This window comes from Luteipulveratus flavus, from assembly GCF_029439465.1.
In the GTDB taxonomy this organism is placed as follows: Bacteria; Actinomycetota; Actinomycetes; order Actinomycetales; family Dermatophilaceae; genus Luteipulveratus; species Luteipulveratus flavus.
Map to the genome: position 1 here is coordinate 37,474 of NZ_JAROAV010000044.1, position 18,479 is coordinate 55,952.

20 protein-coding genes are annotated in these 18,479 nt (G+C 72.9%); 9 read left to right on the plus strand and 11 right to left on the minus strand.

The genetic code is table 11. The features are described from left to right. Positions 1–11: 11 nt before the first annotated feature. Positions 12–650 carry a DedA family protein gene (locus tag P4R38_RS16975; protein ID WP_277193204.1) on the minus strand — a complete coding sequence of 213 codons (639 nt, stop codon included), beginning with the start codon at positions 648–650 and terminating at the stop codon, positions 12–14. 240 nt (positions 651–890) lie between these two features. On the opposite strand from P4R38_RS16975, the gene P4R38_RS16980 reads away from it, so the two are divergent. The 6 genes from P4R38_RS16980 to P4R38_RS17005 all read left to right on the plus strand — a co-directional run bounded on the left by P4R38_RS16980 (position 891) and on the right by P4R38_RS17005 (position 7,511). Beyond that, positions 891–1,352 carry an SRPBCC domain-containing protein gene (locus tag P4R38_RS16980; protein ID WP_277193205.1) on the plus strand — a complete coding sequence of 154 codons (462 nt, stop codon included), beginning with the start codon at positions 891–893 and terminating at the stop codon, positions 1,350–1,352. Continuing rightward, positions 1,349–1,690, plus strand: a complete 342-nt coding sequence (locus P4R38_RS16985; protein WP_277193206.1) for an ArsR/SmtB family transcription factor — start codon at positions 1,349–1,351, stop codon at positions 1,688–1,690. Before P4R38_RS16980 ends, P4R38_RS16985 begins: the two co-directional genes overlap by 4 nt. Positions 1,691–1,751: 61 nt before the next feature. After that, the gene (locus tag P4R38_RS16990; protein WP_275239255.1) at positions 1,752–2,012 is read left to right on the plus strand and encodes an HU family DNA-binding protein; all 261 of its coding nucleotides are present in this window, start codon (positions 1,752–1,754) and stop codon (positions 2,010–2,012) included. Positions 2,013–2,051: 39 nt separating this feature from the next. Then, positions 2,052–3,872: a glutamine--fructose-6-phosphate transaminase (isomerizing) gene (glmS, locus tag P4R38_RS16995; RefSeq protein ID WP_277193207.1), complete on the plus strand. Its 1,821-nt coding sequence runs from the start codon at positions 2,052–2,054 to the stop codon at positions 3,870–3,872. Between the two features lie 493 nt (positions 3,873–4,365). Continuing rightward, positions 4,366–4,551: a hypothetical protein gene (locus tag P4R38_RS17000; RefSeq protein ID WP_277193208.1), complete on the plus strand. Its 186-nt coding sequence runs from the start codon at positions 4,366–4,368 to the stop codon at positions 4,549–4,551. A 56-nt stretch (positions 4,552–4,607) separates the two neighbouring features. Further along, entirely contained in the window at positions 4,608–7,511 is a 2,904-nt protein-coding gene (locus P4R38_RS17005) for a helix-turn-helix transcriptional regulator (RefSeq protein WP_277193209.1), read from the plus strand. On the opposite strand, the gene P4R38_RS17010 is transcribed toward P4R38_RS17005, so the two are convergent. Continuing rightward, the gene (locus P4R38_RS17010) at positions 7,508–8,125 is read right to left on the minus strand and encodes a TetR/AcrR family transcriptional regulator (protein ID WP_275239259.1); all 618 of its coding nucleotides are present in this window, start codon (positions 8,123–8,125) and stop codon (positions 7,508–7,510) included. The two genes, P4R38_RS17005 and P4R38_RS17010, sit on opposite strands and share 4 nt — an antisense overlap. Positions 8,126–8,192: 67 nt before the next feature. Between P4R38_RS17010 and P4R38_RS17015 the strand changes: the two genes are divergently transcribed. Continuing rightward, positions 8,193–8,864: a hypothetical protein gene (locus P4R38_RS17015; RefSeq protein WP_277193210.1), complete on the plus strand. Its 672-nt coding sequence runs from the start codon at positions 8,193–8,195 to the stop codon at positions 8,862–8,864. Between the two features lie 62 nt (positions 8,865–8,926). Here P4R38_RS17015 and P4R38_RS17020 read toward each other — a convergent pair whose 3' ends face one another. From P4R38_RS17020 to P4R38_RS20070, 4 genes are all read right to left on the minus strand, one after another. Further along, positions 8,927–9,742: an alpha/beta fold hydrolase gene (locus P4R38_RS17020; RefSeq protein WP_277193211.1), complete on the minus strand. Its 816-nt coding sequence runs from the start codon at positions 9,740–9,742 to the stop codon at positions 8,927–8,929. Between the two features lie 90 nt (positions 9,743–9,832). Continuing rightward, positions 9,833–11,062: an RNA polymerase sigma factor gene (locus P4R38_RS17025; RefSeq protein ID WP_277193212.1), complete on the minus strand. Its 1,230-nt coding sequence runs from the start codon at positions 11,060–11,062 to the stop codon at positions 9,833–9,835. Then, positions 11,059–11,442, minus strand: coding sequence for a YciI family protein (locus P4R38_RS17030; protein ID WP_277193213.1), 384 nt, complete (start codon positions 11,440–11,442; stop codon positions 11,059–11,061). The genes P4R38_RS17025 and P4R38_RS17030 overlap by 4 nt, the downstream gene beginning before the upstream one ends. Positions 11,443–11,456: 14 nt before the next feature. Beyond that, positions 11,457–12,236 carry a VOC family protein gene (locus tag P4R38_RS20070; protein WP_346770768.1) on the minus strand — a complete coding sequence of 260 codons (780 nt, stop codon included), beginning with the start codon at positions 12,234–12,236 and terminating at the stop codon, positions 11,457–11,459. 107 nt (positions 12,237–12,343) lie between these two features. On the opposite strand from P4R38_RS20070, the gene P4R38_RS17045 reads away from it, so the two are divergent. Together P4R38_RS17045 and P4R38_RS17050 are read left to right on the plus strand one after the other, a co-directional pair. Next, positions 12,344–12,703: a YciI family protein gene (locus P4R38_RS17045; RefSeq protein ID WP_277193248.1), complete on the plus strand. Its 360-nt coding sequence runs from the start codon at positions 12,344–12,346 to the stop codon at positions 12,701–12,703. Beyond that, complete coding sequence (locus P4R38_RS17050) at positions 12,700–13,017, plus strand: nuclear transport factor 2 family protein (RefSeq protein ID WP_277193214.1); 318 nt, start codon at positions 12,700–12,702, stop codon at positions 13,015–13,017. Before P4R38_RS17045 ends, P4R38_RS17050 begins: the two co-directional genes overlap by 4 nt. Before the next feature lie 112 nt (positions 13,018–13,129). Here P4R38_RS17050 and P4R38_RS17055 read toward each other — a convergent pair whose 3' ends face one another. From P4R38_RS17055 to P4R38_RS17075, 5 genes are all read right to left on the minus strand, one after another. After that, a complete protein-coding gene (locus P4R38_RS17055) occupies positions 13,130–14,701 on the minus strand; it encodes an ABC-F family ATP-binding cassette domain-containing protein (protein WP_277193215.1) in 1,572 nt (523 codons plus the stop codon). Positions 14,702–15,001: 300 nt separating this feature from the next. Further along, on the minus strand, positions 15,002–16,252 hold the full coding sequence (locus tag P4R38_RS17060; RefSeq protein ID WP_277193216.1) for a cytochrome P450: 1,251 nt from the start codon (positions 16,250–16,252) through the stop codon (positions 15,002–15,004). A gap of 69 nt (positions 16,253–16,321) precedes the next feature. Beyond that, positions 16,322–16,798 carry a GNAT family N-acetyltransferase gene (locus P4R38_RS17065; RefSeq protein ID WP_277193217.1) on the minus strand — a complete coding sequence of 159 codons (477 nt, stop codon included), beginning with the start codon at positions 16,796–16,798 and terminating at the stop codon, positions 16,322–16,324. A gap of 5 nt (positions 16,799–16,803) precedes the next feature. Continuing rightward, positions 16,804–17,904 (minus strand): LacI family DNA-binding transcriptional regulator, encoded by a 1,101-nt coding sequence (locus tag P4R38_RS17070; protein ID WP_277193218.1) that lies wholly within the window; start codon positions 17,902–17,904, stop codon positions 16,804–16,806. 9 nt (positions 17,905–17,913) lie between these two features. Beyond that, positions 17,914–18,432: a universal stress protein gene (locus tag P4R38_RS17075; RefSeq protein ID WP_275239273.1), complete on the minus strand. Its 519-nt coding sequence runs from the start codon at positions 18,430–18,432 to the stop codon at positions 17,914–17,916. Positions 18,433–18,479 lie beyond the last annotated feature (47 nt).

The window sequence follows — 18,479 nt, forward strand, 5'->3', positions numbered from 1 at the left end:
CGAGTGAGACCTCAGGCGTCGACGCGCTCGCGCTCGCGCCGGCCCGACTCGGGCGCCGGCTGACCGCGGTAGCGGCTCGCGACCCGGTCCGCGCCGAGGCCGATGGTCAGGGCGATGGCGATCCCGACGGCCGCGGCGAGCAACGGGTTGTCCCCGAGCAGATGCCCGGCGACGGCTCCGACGACGACCGACCACCCGGACCACGCCGCGCACCCGATCGTGGCGTACGCGAGGAACCGCCTGGCCCGCATGCCGGTCGCACCGGCGGCCAGCATCACCGCGATGCGTCCCACCGGGATGTAGCGAGCGGTGAAGATCAGCATCCCGCCCCGCCGGTCGAGCTCCCGCCCCGCGCGATCGATGGCCGAGGTGATCTTCGGCCCGCGCTGCCAGGCGAACCGGTCGGTGCCGACGCGGCGCCCGATGACGTACGCGGCCGTGTCGCCGATCAACGCACCGAGCGCGCCGACGACGGCCAGCAGCCAGAGGTTCACGCCGCCGGCATGGCCCAGTGCGGCCAGCGCGACGATCGCCGACTCGCTCGGCAGTGGCGGGATGAACGCGTCGAGCGCGCCGAGAGCGCCGACGGCCGCGTACACCCACGGCTGGCCGGCCAGATCGAGGATGAACGTGTTGACGGTGTCGAGCACTGCGGCCCCCCTGGGCGGATCGGATCTCCTTCGCTCAACGGTAGGAAGCCGCGTCCTGTTTCCCATCGCCCTGACGGAGGAGTCCGGGTACGACCGAGGGAGGAGTCAGGGGAGACCCCGAGGGAGGAGTCAGGGGAGACCCCGAGGCGGACGACCCAGATGCAACCAGGAAGTTGCACGTCATGATGTTATGTGCAACCTTTGAGTTGCACCGAGACGGCCGACGGAAGGATGACCGACATGAGCACTCCCGACACGATCGAGCGCGAGATCCGGATCGACGCACCTGTGGAGCGGGTCTGGGCGCTGGTCAGCGAGCCCGGCTGGTGGATCAACGAGGGCACCGTCCGGCCGCATCGCATCGAGCAGCGCGACGGCGTGAGCGTCGTGACCGACGAGAAGTGGGGCGAGTTCCCCATCGAGACGACCGAGGTCGTCGATCAGCGGACCATCTCCTTCCGCTGGCTGGTGAACGGCGACGCGGACACCAACCGGCAGGACGCGCCCGAGTCGAGCCTGCTGCCGACCGTCGTGACCTTCACCCTCGAGCCGGCCGACGGCGGCACGCTGGTGCGCGTCGTGGAGCGCGGGTTCTCCGAAGGTGACGTCGCCGACGAGGTCCGGCAGAAGGCGTACGAGGACAACGCCGAGGGTTGGGAGACCGAGCTCACCGCGGCGAAGCAGCACGTCGAGGGCTCGTGAGCGCGGACTCGGTGAGGACGCCCGGGTCGGTCGCGGCGGTGTTCGCCGCGCTGGCCGACCCGCGGCGGCGCGAGGTCGTCGACGTGATCGCTCGGACGGGCCAGGCCAGCGCCACCGCGATCGCCGCCGACCTCACCGTGACCCGGCAGGCCGTGGCCAAGCACCTGGTCGTCCTCGCCGAGGCCGGGCTGGTCACCTCCCACCGCAGTGGCCGGGAGGTGATGTACGAGCTGCGCCCGGCTCCGCTGGACGCGGCGGCGCGGTGGCTGACGAGTGCGGCCGCGGTCTGGGATCGACGCCTGGCCGCGCTGAAGGTCGCGGCCGAGCGCAAGTCCTAGACCCGTGCCCGATATCGGGCAGGTATTTGGCGTTCCTCCTCCCGAAGGGCACAGTTCTGTCGTGGCCGAACGCGATCTCGTCGACCGGGTGGCCGCCTCCACCGGGCTCAGCCCTGCCGAGGCGGCCCGTGTCGTCGACGACGTCCTCGCGTTCTACGGCGAGACGGTCGAGCAGTTCGTCCGTCGCCGGCACGCCCACCTGCAGACGTACGGCGCGCGCAACGCGGAGATCTTCGCGACGCTCGCCGAGGAGCTGGAGGACCGGCGGGTGGCCGCACCGCGGCTGAGCGAACGCCAGCTGCGCCGGATCGTCTACGGCTGACCGTCACCGGTCGGGCGGGGCAGACCAAGGAGCCTGAACATGTGCGGAATCGTGGGGTACGTCGGTCGGCAGCATGCCGCGCCACTGCTGGTGGAGGGCCTGTCACGGCTGGAGTACCGGGGTTACGACTCCGCCGGCGTGGCCGTGCTCACCTCCGGAAAGCCCCGGGCCGTACGGACCGTCGGGCGGGTCCGCGACCTGGAGGCCGCGATGCCGAAGCGTCTCGCCGGCACGGTCGGCATCGGGCACACCCGGTGGGCGACCCACGGCCCGGCCACTGAGGCGAACGCCCACCCGCACGCCAGCGAGGACGGCCGAGTCCTGGTGGTGCACAACGGAATCCTCGACAACGCGGCCGCGCTGCGCGAGCGCCTGGCCGCTGACGGCGTGACCCTTGCGTCCGACACCGACACCGAGGTGCTCGCTCACCTGGTGTCGCGCTCGGACGCGACGTCGTTGGAGGACAAGGTGATCGACGCGCTGCGGCAGGTGACCGGCACGTACGCGATCGCCGTGCTCGACGCGGACCATCCCGACCGCGTCGTCGTCGCCCGCAACGGCTCGCCGCTGGTGCTCGGTCTGGGGGAGCGCGAGATGTTCATCGCCAGCGACGTCGCCGCGCTCGTCCGGCACACCAGCCAGGTCGTCCACCTCGAGGACGGCGAGCTCGCGACGGTGACGGCGTCCGGGTTCCACACCTTCACCGCTGACGCGGCGTCCGTCGCGAAAACCCCTGAGACGCTGGAGCTCTCGGCGGAGGAGCTGGAGATCGGCGGCCACCAGCACTTCATGCACAAGGAGATGCACGAGCAGCCCGAGACCGTACGCCGGATGCTCACCGGACGTCTCGACGACCGGTTCGCGACCGCGCGCCTGGACGGCCTGCAGCTGGAGCCGCGCGAGCTGCGGGCCTTCCGGCGGGTGAAGATCCTCGGCTGCGGGTCGGCGTACTACGTCGGTCAGATGGGCGCCTCGATGATCGAGGACCTCGCCCGCATCCCGGCGGACTCGGAGGCGGCGTCGGAGTTCCGCTACCGCAACCCGATCATCGAGCCCGACACGCTGTACGTCGCGGTCAGCCAGTCCGGCGAGACCGCCGACACGCTGTTCGCCGTACGGGAGATCCAGCGCAAGGGCGGCCGGGTCGTCGGGCTCGTCAACGTCGTCGGCTCGTCCATCGCCCGCGAGTGCGACGGCGGCGTCTACCTGCACGCCGGCCCGGAGGTCGCGGTCGCCTCGACGAAGGCGCTGACGCACATGGCGGTCGGGTTCGCGATGCTGGCCGTGGCGCTCGGCCGCGTCCGGGACCTCTCGTTCGCCGACGGTCAGCGGATCATCAATGGCCTCAAGCAGATTCCCGACCAGGTGGCTGCTGTGCTCGAGCAGGAGGACACCATCGCGGAGGTGGCCAAGAAGGTCGCCGCCGCGCCGAGCCTGTTCTTCATCGGACGGGTGCGCGGGTTCCCCGTCGCGCGCGAGGGTGCGCAGAAGTTCAAGGAGATCTCCTACCGGCACGCGGAGGCGTACCAGACCAGCGAGCTCAAGCACGGCCCGCTGGCCCTGATCTCCGAGGAGCTGCCGACGGTCGCGATCGTGCCGCGCGACGACCTGCTGGAGCGCAACATCGGTGCCGCGCACGAGATCGCCGCCCGGCGTGGGCCGCTGCTGGTGGTCACCCACGACGGGGTCGACCTCGGTGAGCTGGACGCCGCCCGCATCGTCGTCCCGAAGAACGAGGACGAGCTCGACGCGATCCTGCTGACGATCCCGCTGCAGCTGCTCGCGTACCACGCGGCGCTGTCCCTCGGCCACGACATCGACCGCCCCCGCAACCTCGCCAAGTCCGTCACCGTCGAGTAGCCGCCACCCGGAGAGCCGTCGCCCCTCGGCAAAGGTTGGCCGCCGGCACACGCATGGCTGTGCCGGCGGCCAACTTCTGCCGGTGAGGCGCGGCCGTCGGCGACGCGTATCGCCGACGAAACCGGTTACAGGTCAGACGCTGGTCGAGCCGGTCCGAGGCGCTGGCCGAGGGCCGTGTCGAAACCTGGCGACGTGCGGGGAGACCGGCCGTCCGCGGCGGCGGTGGTTTCGACTCGGGCTCGCGCTGGGCGCTCGCCCGGCTCAACCAGCGGTGGGTGTGCACGCTCGCCCGGCTCAACCAGCGGTGGGTGTGCGCGCTCACCCGGCTCGACGGGCGAGGGTGAGTCGCCGTACCGGCGGTCTGAGGTGGGGTGATGGCGGGCCTAAGGCGGTCTGCAGTGGCGAAGATGAGACAGGTGCCTCATGTGGCGGGGTACCTCAGCCGACGAATCTCAGTGGTGTCAGCACACACGAACCACCACAGGAGAAGACGATGACCGGCTACTACGGCCCCCACATCGACGCCGAGATCGCTTACCGGCAGCAGAAGATCGCTCACGACCACGCCGTCGCGCACGGCTGGGACCTGGCGCTGCGCCGGCTGGCACGTCGCACGCTTCAGCCGCTGGGCTTCCACGACTCGGGATCCCAGCGGGCGCACCGCGCGGCCGCCCACTGACGGGCATGACGGAACGTGACGACGCACCTGTCGGGGGAGCGCGTCAGAATGAGGGGGTGCCGCCCCTGCCTGAGTCCGATCGCCCGCTCGTCGGCCGTACCGACGAGCTCGCCGACCTGACGACTCGGGCGGTGGAGTCCGGCACCCCCTCCCTCACGCTGCTGGGCGGCGACGCCGGCGTCGGCAAGACGCGCCTGCTCACGGCCCTCACCGGGCGGGCCCAGGACGCGGGCGCTCGGGTGCTGCTGGGTCACTGCCTCGACCTGGGCGACAGCAGCGCGCCCTACCTGCCGGTCGCCGAGATGTTCGCCCGGCTCGCGCAGGACGACCACCAGCTCGCGCAGCGGATCGTCGCCGACCGTCCGCTGCTGGGCTCGGTACTGCCCGAGTTCTACCGGCGGGACGTGCCGGCCGACCTGCCCCGCGACCGCGGCTCGTTCTTCGACGCGGTCCACATGGTCCTGGAGGAGCTGGCCGAGACGACGCCCGTGGTCGCGGTCATCGAGGACGCGCACTGGGCGGACCGCTCGACCCGCGAGCTGCTGACGTTCCTGTTCACCAGGCGGTTCAAGGGGCCCGTCTCGCTCGTCGTCTCCTACCGCAGCGACGACCTGCACCGCCGCCACCCGCTGCGTCCCAAGCTGGCGGAGTGGTCGCGCCTGCCCGGCATGCACCGCCTCATGCTCGACCCGCTGACCGACGCCGAGGTCCGTGACCTGCTGCACCAGCTGCGCCCGAGTACGTCCACCGAGGACGCCACGACCATCGTCGAGCGCGCCGGCGGCAACCCCTTCTTCGCCGAGGAGCTGCTCGCCGCGTCCGAGATCGGCGGCCATCGGCTGTCCGAGGAGCTCGCCGACCTGCTCCTCGTCCGCATCGACGCCTTGGACGACGACGCGCGCAGCGTCGTCCGCGCCGCCTCCGTCGCCGGCCGCGCGGTCGACCACGTCCTGCTCGCGCAGGTGGTCGCCCTGTCCGGCCGTGACCTGGACCGGGCGCTGCGAGCCGTCGTCGACAGCCACGTCTTCGAGGTGACCACCACCGGCAAGTACGCGTTCCGGCACGCCCTGCTCGCCGAGGCGGTGTACGACGACCTGCTCCCGGGCGAGCGCGTCCAGCTGCACTGGGACTTCGCCGACGCGCTGCGCGAGCGGACCGGTGCGAGCGCGTCCGCCGCGCTGGCCCGACACGCGCGCGCCGCCGGCAACCACGAGCTGGCGGTGCAGGCCTCCGTCCGGGCGGGCGATGAGGCGATGGCCTCTGCGGGGCCGGCCGACGCCGCCCGCCACTACGAGGACGCGCTGTCCATGCTGGCCGAGCACCCCGCTGTCGTGCCGCCCGAGCCCGCCGCCGCGCTCGTGGTCAAGGCGTCCCGGGCCCTGGTCGCCGCGGGCAACCCGCACCGCGCGGCCGACCTGGCCGGCGAGGCGTACGAGCGGCACACCGGCGACCTGCGCGAGCGGGCCGAGCTGGTGGTGGCCCTGGTCCGGGCGCGGGTGCTGGCGGACGTCCCCGACGTCGGGACGCCGCTGGTCCGCGAGGCGATCTCCTGGGTGGAGGCGGGTGAGCCCGTCCCCGTCCTGGCCGCGCTCTACGCCGTCCTCGCCCGGGCGCTCATCTGCGACGACGAGTTCGACGGCGCGGTGCTCGCGGCGACCGAGGCCGCTTCCCTGGCCCGCGACCTCGACCTCCCCGGGCTGGTGACCGACGCGCTGACCTCGCTCGCCCGGCTCGACGACTTCACCGGCGACCCGGCGCGGGCCGAGGAGGCGCTGATCGACGTCGTGCAGCGGGCGCGGGACGCCCAGGACGCCTCGGCCGAGCTGCGCGCGCTGCACCAGCTGGCCCGCGTCCAGGCCCGGCTGGACCGGTTCCGCGACGCCTACCTCACCCACGTGCGGGGGTACGAACGCGCCCGGGAGACCGGCCACGTCACCGACCCGTTCGGCATTGAGACACGCGTGTTCGGAGCGTTGTACGCGCTGATGGTCGGCGAGTGGGACGCGGCCGACCGGCTGCTGGCGGCCGAGAAGGGTGACCGGCTCCCGCCCCTGGTGGAGGCGACCGCCAACGCCGTCCGCATGGTCCGGGACGCGGGGCGCGGTGAGCCCAGGGTGCTCGACGCCCTCCCGGCGCTGCGTCCGCTGTGGCAGCGCGACATGTTCGTCTGCGTGCACACCTCGGCCGTGGCCGTCGACGTATACGGCGCGAACGGCGACCTCGACAGCATGCTGCAGGTCTACGACGACACCGTCGACACCTTCACCTCCGTGTGGTGCCTGCCGTCGTTCGACGCGCGGATCCGGTTGTCAGCGTTGGCGATCGGGCACATCACGACCGCGGTGGTCCAGGGTCGCGTCAAGGCTCGTGCGTACGCGGAGCGGGTCGGTGCACTGGCCGCCGCCGTGGAGGACGTCGTCGCCAAGCGTCGTACGGAGGACGCGCTCGGGCTGGAGTCCCGCGCCTGGGTCAGCCGGGCGCGTGCCGAGCTGGCGCGGTTCGAGTGGGCGGGCCGCGGCGCCGTACCCGACGAGCTCGTCACGCACTGGGAGGACGTCGTCCGCGTCTTCGACGAGGCGGACCACCCGTTCGAGGTGGCCGTGGCGCGGCTGCGGCTGGCCGAGGTGCTGGCGGCCGCCGACCGTCGGCCCGAGGCGCGCGCGCTGCTGGACCAGGTGCGCGAGACCGCCGAGAGGCTCGGTGCGCGAGGGCTGCTCGCCGCGGCGGCCCGCGGGCGCCGGACCTCGCAGCCCACGGACGACGCCCAGGTCGCCCTCACGCCGCGGGAGCGCGAGGTGCTCACCCTGGTGGCGGAAGGGCGGACGAACGGCGAGATCGCGACGGCGCTGTTCATCAGCGCCAAGACCGCCAGCGTGCACGTCTCGAACATCCTGGCCAAGGTCGGCGCGGCGACCCGCACCGAGGCCGCCGCCATCGCTCGCCGGGACGCGCTGATCTAGCGCGGATCCTCCGCGGCTCCGGATCGGTTCGCGGCCGGCGGCAGCGACCGGAGGGCCATCGTCGTCAGCCGCTCCGCTGCGGCGCGGTGGTCGCGGCTGAGCAGGTCGAAGGCGTCGAAGCTCGTGAGCACCCACAGCACGTCGAGCGCCTCGTCGGCGGCGTCCCCGGAGTGTCCGAGCCGCGCGACGACCTGCTGCAGCAGCGTCCGCCGCCCGGCGTCGTGGTCACGCAGCACGGACGCCGTGGCCGGGTCGGCGGTGGCGACGGCCAGGATCATCCGGCACAGGTCGGGATCGGTCGCCCAGTACCGGCAGCCGGCGGTCACGACCTCCGCCACCAGCCGGTCCGGCGGAGCCGTGGCGACCAGCTCGGCGAGCCCGGCCAGGCCGGCGCGGCCCTCCAGGTCGACGAGTACGGCCTCGAGCAGCCCGGCCTTCGACCCGAAGCGCTGGTAGACGGTCGCCCGGGCCACGTCGGCCCGAGCGGCGACCGCGTCCACCGACATCCGGTGGAAGCCCTCCTCGACGAGCAGGTCCCGGGCGGCGTGGACCACCCGGTCGCGCGTCGCCTCGGCGGCCTCGGCGCGCGCGCCCATCCGGTACGTCCTCGGCACTTGACCTCCTGCGGTGAGGCTCGCATCATTCAATCAGACGGACAGTCCGTCTGAAGTGGAGCATCTCATGGCTGCCATCACCCGCCTGTCCCACCATCCCGCCGCCGTCGTCGATCGCGTCGCTCGCGCCGGGCTGTGGCTGCTCCCGGCGTACGGGCTGCTGCTCGCTCTCGGCACCCTCACCCACCAGCCCGACTACGCCGCTGACTTCGACGGCTACGCCCGCTACGTGACCACCGGCGGCTTCCTCGCCGGTCACCTGCTGGCCAGCATCGGCGGCGCCGGCCTCGGAGTGCTGGGCGCGACGGCGGCGTGCGCCTATCTCGTCCGTGGCCCGGCACCGCGCCTCGCCCTCGCCGGGCTGACGGGCACGGTGATGGGCAACGTGGTGACCGCGTCGGTGTTCGGCGCGGCGGCGTTCGCCCAGCCGGCGATCGGCCGGGCCTACCTCGACGGCGCCGCGGGGGTCGTCCCTCTCAACGACGACGTCTACGGCACGCCGCTGGTGCTGACGGCGGTCGTCGGTCTGCTGCTGCTGGCCGCCGGCGCGGTACTGCTGGGGATGTCGTTGCGCCGCAGCGGGCTGCGTGGGCCGGGCCTGGCCTACGCGGTGCTGCTGCCGCTGTTCGCGGTGGCCGGGTTCACCGTCGAGGTGGCGCAGCCGGTTGCCGCGGTCGGCCTGGCCGTCGCCGCGGTGCTCATCGCGCGCCGGCTGCCCGCGGCCGTGACCGGCGAGTGACCGCCCCGGGGGAGCCCCGGGGCCGCCCGGAGGCGCCCGGAGGCCCGACGCCGCCCGCCCGCTCAGAGGAAGGCGAGCAGCGCCTCGTTGAACCGGTCGGTGTGCGAGGCGTTCAGGCCGTGCGGTCCGCCGGCGATGACCGTCAGCTCGCTGCCCTCCACGGTTGCGGCCGTGCGCTTCCCGGACACCTCGAAGGGCACGATCGCGTCGGCGTCGCCGTGGATGACCAGCGTCGGGACGTCCACGGCCTCGAGGTCCCGGCGGAAGTCGGTGCGGCTGAACTGGTCGATGCACGCGAGGGCGGCGTCCAGGTCGGCCTGGGCGGCCTGCGCGAGCGCGGTCTGCACGACCTCCTCTCCGACGGCGACCGTGCCGTCGGCCGTGAAGAAGGTGGTGAGGAAGTCCTGCAGGAAGCCTTCGCGGTCCTTCGCCAGGCCGTCCTTCATCCCGGTGACGTCGTCCTCGCCGAGGCCGCCGTCGGGGTTGTCGTCGGTCTTGAGCAGGTACGGCGGGACGGCCGCCGCGAAGACGACGCTGCGCAGGCGGTCGGTGCCGTACCGGCCGACGTAGCGAGCCACCTCGCCGCCGCCCATCGAGAACCCGACGAGGGTGACGTCGCGCAGGTCGAGTGCGGTCATAAGCGCGTCCAGGTCCTGGGCGAACGTGTCGTAGTCGTACCCCGACCCGGGCTTGGCGGACTGCCCGAAGCCGCGACGGTCGTACGTGACGACCTGGAAGCCCGCGTCGACGAGCGGTCGGCGCTGGGGTTCCCAGGAGTCGCCGTTCAGCGGCCAGCCGTGGATGAGCACGACCGGGCGGCCCGCGCCGGCGGTCTCGTAGTGGATCTCGTTACCCGTCGCTCCGGTGATGGTCGTCATCGAACCTCTCCTCAGGTGTCGTCCAGGTGGATCGTGCAGTGGTTCGTCGCGAACCCCGTGCCGGATGCGTACCCGCGAAAGGCCCTTCCGTCACCCCTGCGAGGGGCCGGATCCGGACGAGCGCGCGGCCCTGTCGAGCAGGAAGCGCTGCTCGGGAATGCTCGTGGTCAGGTCCGCGGCCCGCTCGTACGCCGTCCGCGCGCCGGCCGGATCGCCGGCCATCTCCAGCAGGTGGGCTCGTACGGCGACGAACCGGTGATGCTCGATCACTCGGTCGTCCTCCACCGCGTCGAGCGCCGCCAGCCCGGCCTTCGGGCCGTCGGTCATCGCGACCGCGACCGCGCGGTTCAGCTCGACGACCGGCCCCGGCTGGACCACCCGCAGCACGTCGTACAGCGCCAGGATCTGCGGCCAGTCGGTCTCCCGGGCGGTCGGCGACTCGTCGTGGACCGCGGCGATGGCGGCCTGCACCTGGTACGGGCCGAGCGGGAAGCGCCGCAGCGCATCGGTGACCAGGCCGACCCCCTCGGCGACGGCGGCGCGGTCCCACCGCGTGCGGTCCTGCTCGTCCAGCGGGACCAGCCGGCCGTCCTCGGTCTCCCGGGCGGGACGGCGGGCGTCGGTCAGCAGCAGCAGCGCGAGCAGCCCGGCCGCCTCGCCGTCCATCGGCCGGGCCCGGTGCAGCAGCCGAGCGAGCCGGATCGCCTCGCGGGTGAGGTCGCCGCGCTGCAGGGCCTCGCCGGAGGAGACGGCGTACCCCTCGTTGAACACCAGGTAGATGACCCGCTTCACCGCGTCGAGCCGCTCGTCCATCTCCTCGCGGCCGGGCAGCTCGAACGTGGTGCCCGCATCGCGGATCTTCTTCTTGGCCCGGCTGATCCGCTGCGCCATCGTCGCCTCGGGCGTGAGGAACGCCTGCCCGATCTCCCGGGTGCTCAGGCCGCCGACCGCGCGCAGGGTGAGCGCGACCTGGGAGGCCTGGGACAGCGCAGGGTGGCAGCACAGCAGCAGCAGGGTGAGCGTGTCGTCGCCGCCGGACACGTCCGGCGGCGACCCGGCGAGGACGGCGACGGACTCCTCCCGCTGCCGGCGGGCGCCCTCGCTGCGCAGCAGGTCGGTCGTCCGGCGAGCGGCCACCGAGATCAGCCAGGCGCGCGGGTCGTTGGGCAGCCCGTCGCGCGGCCACTGGGTGGACGCGGCGAGCAGCGCCTCCTGCACCGCCTCCTCGGCCAGCTCGAAGTGGCCGTACCGCCGGACGACCGCCGCGAGTACCTGAGGGGTCAGCTCGCGCCACAGCTCGTCGTACGCCTGCGCGCTCACATCTCCGCGCCGGAGGCGAACATGACCGGCCGCAGCTCGATCGGACCGAACCGGCTGGAGGGGAACCGTCCCGCGATCTCCTCGGCCCGTTCCCACGACGCGCAGTCGAGCACCATGTACCCCGCCAGCTGCTCCTTGGCCTCGGCGAGCGGGCCGTCGACGACCGTTATCTCCTCGTCGACGACCCGGACCGTACGGCTGCGGGCCGGGTCCGCGAGCGGCAGCCCGCTCACGTACTCGCCCGAGTCGTTCAGCTCGGCCAGCAGGTCGTCGAGCTCCTGCTGCCAGCGCGCGATGTCCTCCGGCGGCGACCCGTGCTGGGCGAACGTGGGGTGCTCCCACCGGCGCGGGTTGTCGTGGATCAGCATCAGGAAGCGCATCGCTGCCGATCCTGTCACTGCAGCTGCAGGACGGACAGGATGTTGCCGGCCGGGTCGGTGAACCACGCGATCGGCGGCCCCTCGTCGCCACGGGCGATGCCCCTGTCGTCCTGGCCGAAGCCGTCGTAACGGATCATCTCGACGCCGGCCTCGGTCAGGCTGTCGACGGCGTCGTCGATGTCGTCGACCGGGACGTTGAGGATGGTGTGCTGCGCCGGCACGTGCCCCGGCTTCGGGTAGACGAGCACGCTCTCGGCGGGGCTCAGCCAGATCGCGAGCATGTCGTTCTGCTCGCTGACGTCCAGGCCGAGCGTGTCCCGGTAGAACGCCTGCGCGGCGGGGATGTCGTCCACCGCGAACCCGACGAACGGGTGCGTCGGCGTGAAGTCGCGACGCATCTCGGCGAGCATCTCCCGCTCCATCTCGGGCTTCATCTGGATGACCTGGACGTAGTTGCCGTCCGGGTCGGTGAACGTCGCGAACCAGCCCGGCTCGCGCTCCTCCAGGGGCACGACCCAGGTCGTACCGGCCTTCTCGATGCGCTCGACGGCGGCCTTGGCGTCCGGGACGTCGAGGTTCAGGATGACCCGGCCGGGCTCGGCGGAGGCCTCGGCGACGTCGTCCCGCGGGTCGGCCATGACGCCGGTCGGCCCGAGCTCGACGAACCCCCACCGGTCGGCCTCGACGCCGAACGCCTCGGCGTACCAGGCGCGCAGCCGGTCGGGGTTCGTCGAGCCCAGCAGCAGGCTGTTCAGCCGGGGCGTGGTGTCGGCGGTGCGGTGGCGGATGGTCATGGCTCCTCCTGCGACGGTGGTTCCTGCGATGACACGGGTACGTCGGAGCCGGCCGCGCGATCTCGACATCGGTGCGGTGGTCGGTCAGGGTGGGGCGGGTGAAGTACATGCTGCTGATCCGGAGCTCGGCGCAACGCTGGGCGCAGCTGACCGACGAGGAGCGCGGCGCCATCGGCGAGGGCACCATGGCCCTCGGCGAGCAGCTGCACGCCGACGGCCGGTACGTCGACGGAGCCGGTCTCGCCGACCCCTCCCGGAGCCGGGTGGTCCGGCGCGGCGAGGACGACGAGCCGTACGTCACCGACGGACCGCTCGCCGAGGCCAAGGAGCACCTCGCGGGCTTCATGGTCGTGGAGTGCGACTCCGAGGAGGACGCCCTGGCCGTCGCGGCCCGGCTGCCCGACGCGGCGTACGGCGGTGTCGACGTTCGCGAGTGCGCCCCACCGCTGCGGCCCGCCGCGCCGTGACGATTCGACCGGGCGGTGCTGGGCTGAGGCGTCCTGAGGTCGAGGGCGCTCGGCGTCAGGACGGTGCGGACCCGGCGGAATTCTGGGAGCACTACCTCTCCCCGCTCGCCAGTAGCGCCACGGAGTTCATCTCGGTGCGCGAGGCGGGCGACGAGGCCGTGCTGGAGTGGCAGTCCACGGGCGAGCTCGCCACCGGCCGGCCCATCGAGTACGCCGGGGTCTCGCTGCTCACCTTCGACGACCAGGACAAGATTGCCCGCTTCGCCACCTACTTCGACACGGCGGCGTTCGTCGCGCCGAGCGACATCACGTGAGTGATCGGGGGACGCGCTCAGCACGCTGACCCTCTTCGGCACGAACGACCCCGCACGTGCAGGGTCGTTCGCACCGAGGAGGGTCGTCTGCTCGTCCGGGTGGCCGGGACGGCTACGGCATCGCCAGGTGCGAACCCTCCCAGCGACGCCGCAGCCACCGGTCGTGGCTGGCGATCACCACGGTCGCCGGGGTGGCTCCGAGGGCGTCCTCCAGGTCGTCGACCAGCGCCAGCGACAGGTGGTTCGTCGGCTCGTCGAGCAGCAGGAGGTCCGGCCGTCGTGCGATCAGGACGGCCAGCGCGAGCCGCCGCTGCTGGCCCTGGCTGAGGTCGCCGACCGGGCGGTTCACGTCCCGCGGGTGGATGAGCCCGAGGTCCGACAGCGGACGAGCCGGTGCGGCGTCGTCGTACACCTCCCGTGACGTACGCCTCGGGTCGGGGAACGCGACGTCCTGCTCGAGCAGGCCGACGCGGCTCGCCTGGACGACGAGGTCGCCCTCGGTGGCGAGCCGCCCGGCCAGAACGGCGAGCAGCGTGGACTTGCCGCAACCGTTCGGACCGGTGACCAGCAGGTGCTCACCGGCGGCGACGTCCAGCCGCGCGAGCGCCACCCGTCCGGGAACCTGCAGCGACCGGGCGCGGATGCTCCCGGCGCGGTCCGCCGAGAACGAACCCGAGAACTCCAGCGGCGCAGGAGGTTTCGGCACCAGCTCGCGCTCGATGGCCGCGATCCGCTGCTCGGCGTCCCGGATGCGGCGACGGATCGTCGTCTGCACGTTCTGCCCCTTGAACCCGTAGATGAACTTGTCGTTGTCGCGCGGTGGGCGGTTGTGCGCGATGTCGAGGTTCGTCGTCCGCGTCCTCACCCGCAGTGCGTTGAGCTCGTCGCGCTGGGCCTCGAACGCCTCCTCCCACCGGCGCCGCGAGTCCCGCTTGTGGGTGAGGTAGGTCGTGTACGAGCCGGTGAACCGGCGGCCGCCCTCGCCGTCGGTGCCGAGGTGCGCCGGGTCGAGGTCGACGACCGCCGTGCAGACCCGGTCGAGGAAGACTCGGTCGTGGCTCGCGACCAGCACGACACCGGGCAGCGAGACCAGCTGCGACTCCAGGAAGTCCAGCGCGTCGTCGTCGAGGTGGTTGGTCGGCTCGTCCAGCACCAGGCACTCCGGCCGACGCGTCAGCAGCGCCGCCAGCGCGAGCCGGGTGCGCTGGCCGCCGGACAGCTCGCCGACCGGTCGATCACGCTCGACCGCGGCGAGGCCGAGCCGACGTGCGGCCACCTCGGCCCGCCGGTCGGCGTCCCAGGCGTCGTGCAGCTGAGCCCAGGTGAGCAGCGCGTCGTACTCCTCGGCCGCACCCGCGGCGGTGAGGTCGACAGCCAGCTCCTCCATCCGGCGTACGGCGCCGTGCAGCGGGGCGAGCGCGTCGGTGAGTACCTCCCCGACGGTGGAGGACGTGTCGAGCCCGCTGTCCTGCGCGAGGTGGCCCAGGTCCGGCGGGGTGGTCACCTCACCGCCGTCGGGCCGCTCGAGGCCGGCCACGATGCGGATGAGGGTGGACTTACCGGCGCCGTTCTCGCCGATCAGCCCGACACGCTGGCCGGGGGAGACGACGAGGTCGATGCCGTCCAGGACGAGACGGGTGTCGTAGGACTTGCTGAGGTCGCGGACGACGAGGGAGATGGACATGAAGGACTCCTGCGGCACGGCACCGGACGTCGTACGCCGGTCGGCGAGGTGGTGAGGGCGCTCGCCGGGCGTCGGCCGCGGACGCGAGCAGGTGAGGAGTCAGTGCTTCATGGTGAGCGCCACCGTACGGAGGCGCCCCGAGACCACGCAACCGCATATGCGCCGAGCCCGACCAGCAGACCCGGCCAGACAACTGAGTCACCCGAGTCTGACCGACGTGCATGTGGGTCGGATTCGAGTGACTCAGTTACCCCCCTGCGCCGCGCGAGGCGGGCCCGGCGGTCGGGCCTGTTCAGCAGGTCAGGCGGTCAGGGGCAGGCGGCGGACGCCGCGGATGACTCGCGAGGTCCGCATGGGGACCCGGCCCGCCAGGCGCAGGCCGGGCATCCGCTCGGCCAGGACCCGTAGCGCGACCTCGGCCTCGAGCCGGGCCAGCGGGGCGCCGACGCAGTAGTGGACACCGGCGGAGAAGGCGAGGTGGTCCGACCCGTCGGTGCGGGTGATGTCGAACTCGTCGGGCCGCGCGAACGCCTCGGGGTCGCGGTTCGCGCCACCGATCACCGTGATCAGCCACTCACCACTCCGGAACGGGTGACCACCGATCTCGTTGTCCTGCAATGCAACTCGTGAGGTGAACTGGACCGGCGGGTCGTACCGCAGCGTCTCCTCGACGACCCGCGGCGCCAGTGACGGGTCGTCGGCCAACATCCGCCACTGCTCGGGGTGGCGCATCAGCTGGTGGACGGCGTTGCCGATCAGGTTGACGGTCGTCTCGAAGCCGGCGACCAGTAGCAGCTGGCACAGCGGCAGCATCTCCTCGGGCCGGATGCCACTGCCCTTCTCGCCCGCGAGCATGGTCAGGAGATCGTCGCGCGGGTCGGCCTCGCGCTCGGCCAGCAGCCGGGTGAACATCTGTTCCAGCGCCTGCTTCGCCCCGAACGCCTGATGGGCGTGCCGCATCGAGCCGATGCCGTCCAGCGCCTTGCCGAGGGCGGTGCCGTACGTCATGAAGGTGTCGCTGTCGGCGTCCGGGATGCCGAGCAGCTCGCTGATGACCATGATCGGCAGCGGCGCGGCGAGCGTCCGCTGCAGGTCGAACCGCCCCTGCCGCGCGGCGGAGTCGAGGTAGGTGTGCACCTGCTTCTCGATGCTCGGCTCGTACGACGCCATCCGGCGCGGCGTGAAGGCCGGCGCGGCGACCCGGCGCAGGCGGGTGTGGTCGGGCGGGTTCAGCTCCAGCAGCGACAGGTCGAACTCGCCCGAGGACCGGCCCGGCTGCTCGCGGGCGCTCGTCCCCCACTCGCGACTGCGCAGCACGTCCTTGCACACCGCGTGCGTGGCGCTGGCGAAGGTGCCGGGAAACCGGCCGGGGGAGACGGGTCCACGAGCGCGGACGGTCTCGTACAACGGGTACGGGTCGCGGTGCCACGGGCGCAGCCCGACGCGCGCGAGCGGGTCACGCTGGATGCGCCCGGCGTACTGGGTCTGCAGCTTGGCCCGGTACAGCTCGGTGGCGAACGTCCGCGCCAGTCGCAGCTCGGCGAGGTCCATGGCCGCTCCTGTCTGGTCACTACTTCCGTAGTGACCAGCATCACACAGGTCGGCGCCCGACGGGGCCGGTCAGAGCGGCAGCTTCATTCCCTCGTGGCTGGCGACGAAGCCGAGCCGCTCGTAGAACGTCTTGGCCTGCGGCCTGCTCTTGTCGGTGGTGAGCTGGACGAGGGCGGCCCCGCGCTCGCGGGCGTACTCGATCGCCCACTCGAAGGCCGCCGAGCCGAGGCCCGACCCGCGCTGGGAGGCCGCGACGCGCACGCCCTCGATCTGGGCGCGCAGGGCGCCGCCGCGGGACAGGCCGGGAATGAAGGTGAGCTGCAGGGTGCCGACGACGGTCTCGTCGGCGAGCACGACGGCGAGCAGCTGGTTCGGGTCGGCGGCGATGGCCTCGAACGCCGCCGCGTACGCGGGGTCGTCGGCCGGGCGCTCGCGGGCGCTGCCGAGGTGGTCGTCGGTGAGCAGGTCGACGATCGCGGGGAGGTGGGACACCTCGGCGCGCACGACCTGCTGTCCGTCCCGCAGCTCTCCCACGACCTCGCTCATGGCGGTCATCCTGGCGGACCCGGTGTCGGGGGCGCCGGTCGGGGTGGGGCAGCGGTGGTGTCGCCCAGGCGCAGCGGCGCGTCCAGCTCGACGTCCTCCACCGACTCGCCCGCGAGCAGGTGGCGCAACGCCTCGCCGACGAGCCGGCCCTTCTCGGCGGGCCGCTGGTCGACGGTGGTGAGCCGGCGTCCGAGCCACGGCAGCTCGACGCCGTCGAAGCCGGACACCGACACGTCCTCGGGGACGCGCAGCCCACGCGCCTCGGCGGCCCTGACCGCTCCCACCGCGAGGAGGTCGCTCTGCGCCAGGATCGCGGTCGGGCGCGGGTCGAGCCCGAGCAGCAGGTCGGCGGCTGCGCGGCCTGCCTCGATGTCCGCCTCGGCGGCACTGACCATCGGGACGTCGCCGAACACGTCCCGGACGCCCTCGGCGCGCTCGCGCGTGATCGGCAGGGTCGCCTCCGCGACCTCGGCCCTCGTGACGCGGCGCGTGACCTGGTCGGGCTGCAGCGGCATGAGCACGTGCCCGACGTGCCGGTGGCCGAGCTCGTGGACGTGCCGCGCGAGGGCTGCCGTCGCTCTCCGGTCGTCGACGCGTACCTGGACGATGTGCGGGTCGACCGGCGATCCGGTGCCCACCATAGGGATGCCGCGACCGACGAGCTCGGGGACGAGCGGGTGCGCCTCCTCGCTCGAGAGCAGGAAGACGACCGCATCCACCGCGAGGTTCGACCCGGGCGGTGGCTCGCTGCCAGGGGCCGACTCCGGCATGAGCAACAGGCCGGTCCCGAGGTCGCCCAGCGTCTCGGCGAGACCGTCGAACATCGTCACGGCGTACGGGTCACGGAACGCGTGCAGCAGCCTGGACGGGACGACGGCGCCGATGACACCGGAGCGGCCCTGGCGCAACGAGGAGGCGATGGGGTCCGGGCCGTGGTAGCCCAGCTCGGTGGCGGCCTCACGGACCTTCTCCGCCGTGGCGGGGGCCACCGGCTTCTTCCCGCTGTAGACGAGCGAAGCGGTCGAGATGGCTACGCCGGCACGCAGTGCGACGTCCCGCAGCGTCGCCCGGGGCGTCCGGGCCGCGGGATCCTGGTCGGCCGGCACCGCGCCAGATTAGCCAGTCGGTCGGTCTGTGCCCGGCGACTCCTCGCCCGTGTCGTCGCCGACGGGCCCACCGACGACCAGCACCGACAACGTGCCGTGGCGCAGCAGCGAGTCGGTGACGGCGGTGGCGCGCCGCCCGGTGAGCAGGCGCCCGATCGCGGCGGACACCCCCTTCGCGTGGGTGTGCTGGCCCACGACGACGAGCCATGCGCCGGTCTCGGTCGCCGCCTCGAGCAGGGTCGGCCAGACCGGGCCCGTGCCCGAGCGGTACGTCCACCGGTCCGGCGGCAGGGGGACCAGGCCCGCCACGTGATCGGCGAGGTCGCGCCCGCGCAGCCGGACCTCCTCGCTCCACGTGATGGAGTCGGGGTCGATCGGCATGTCCTCGGTGTCGACGACGTGCACGACGTGCAGGGGCACGTCGAGGCGCTGAGCGAGCTCAACCGCGTGCTCGAGCGCGCGCCGGCTCGCCGGGTGGTCGTCGTACCCGACGACCAGGGGTCTGCTCAGGGATGACTCGGATGACACGGCATCGTCCATGGTCGGCCTCCGCTGCCCAGTCTGGCACCGTCGGC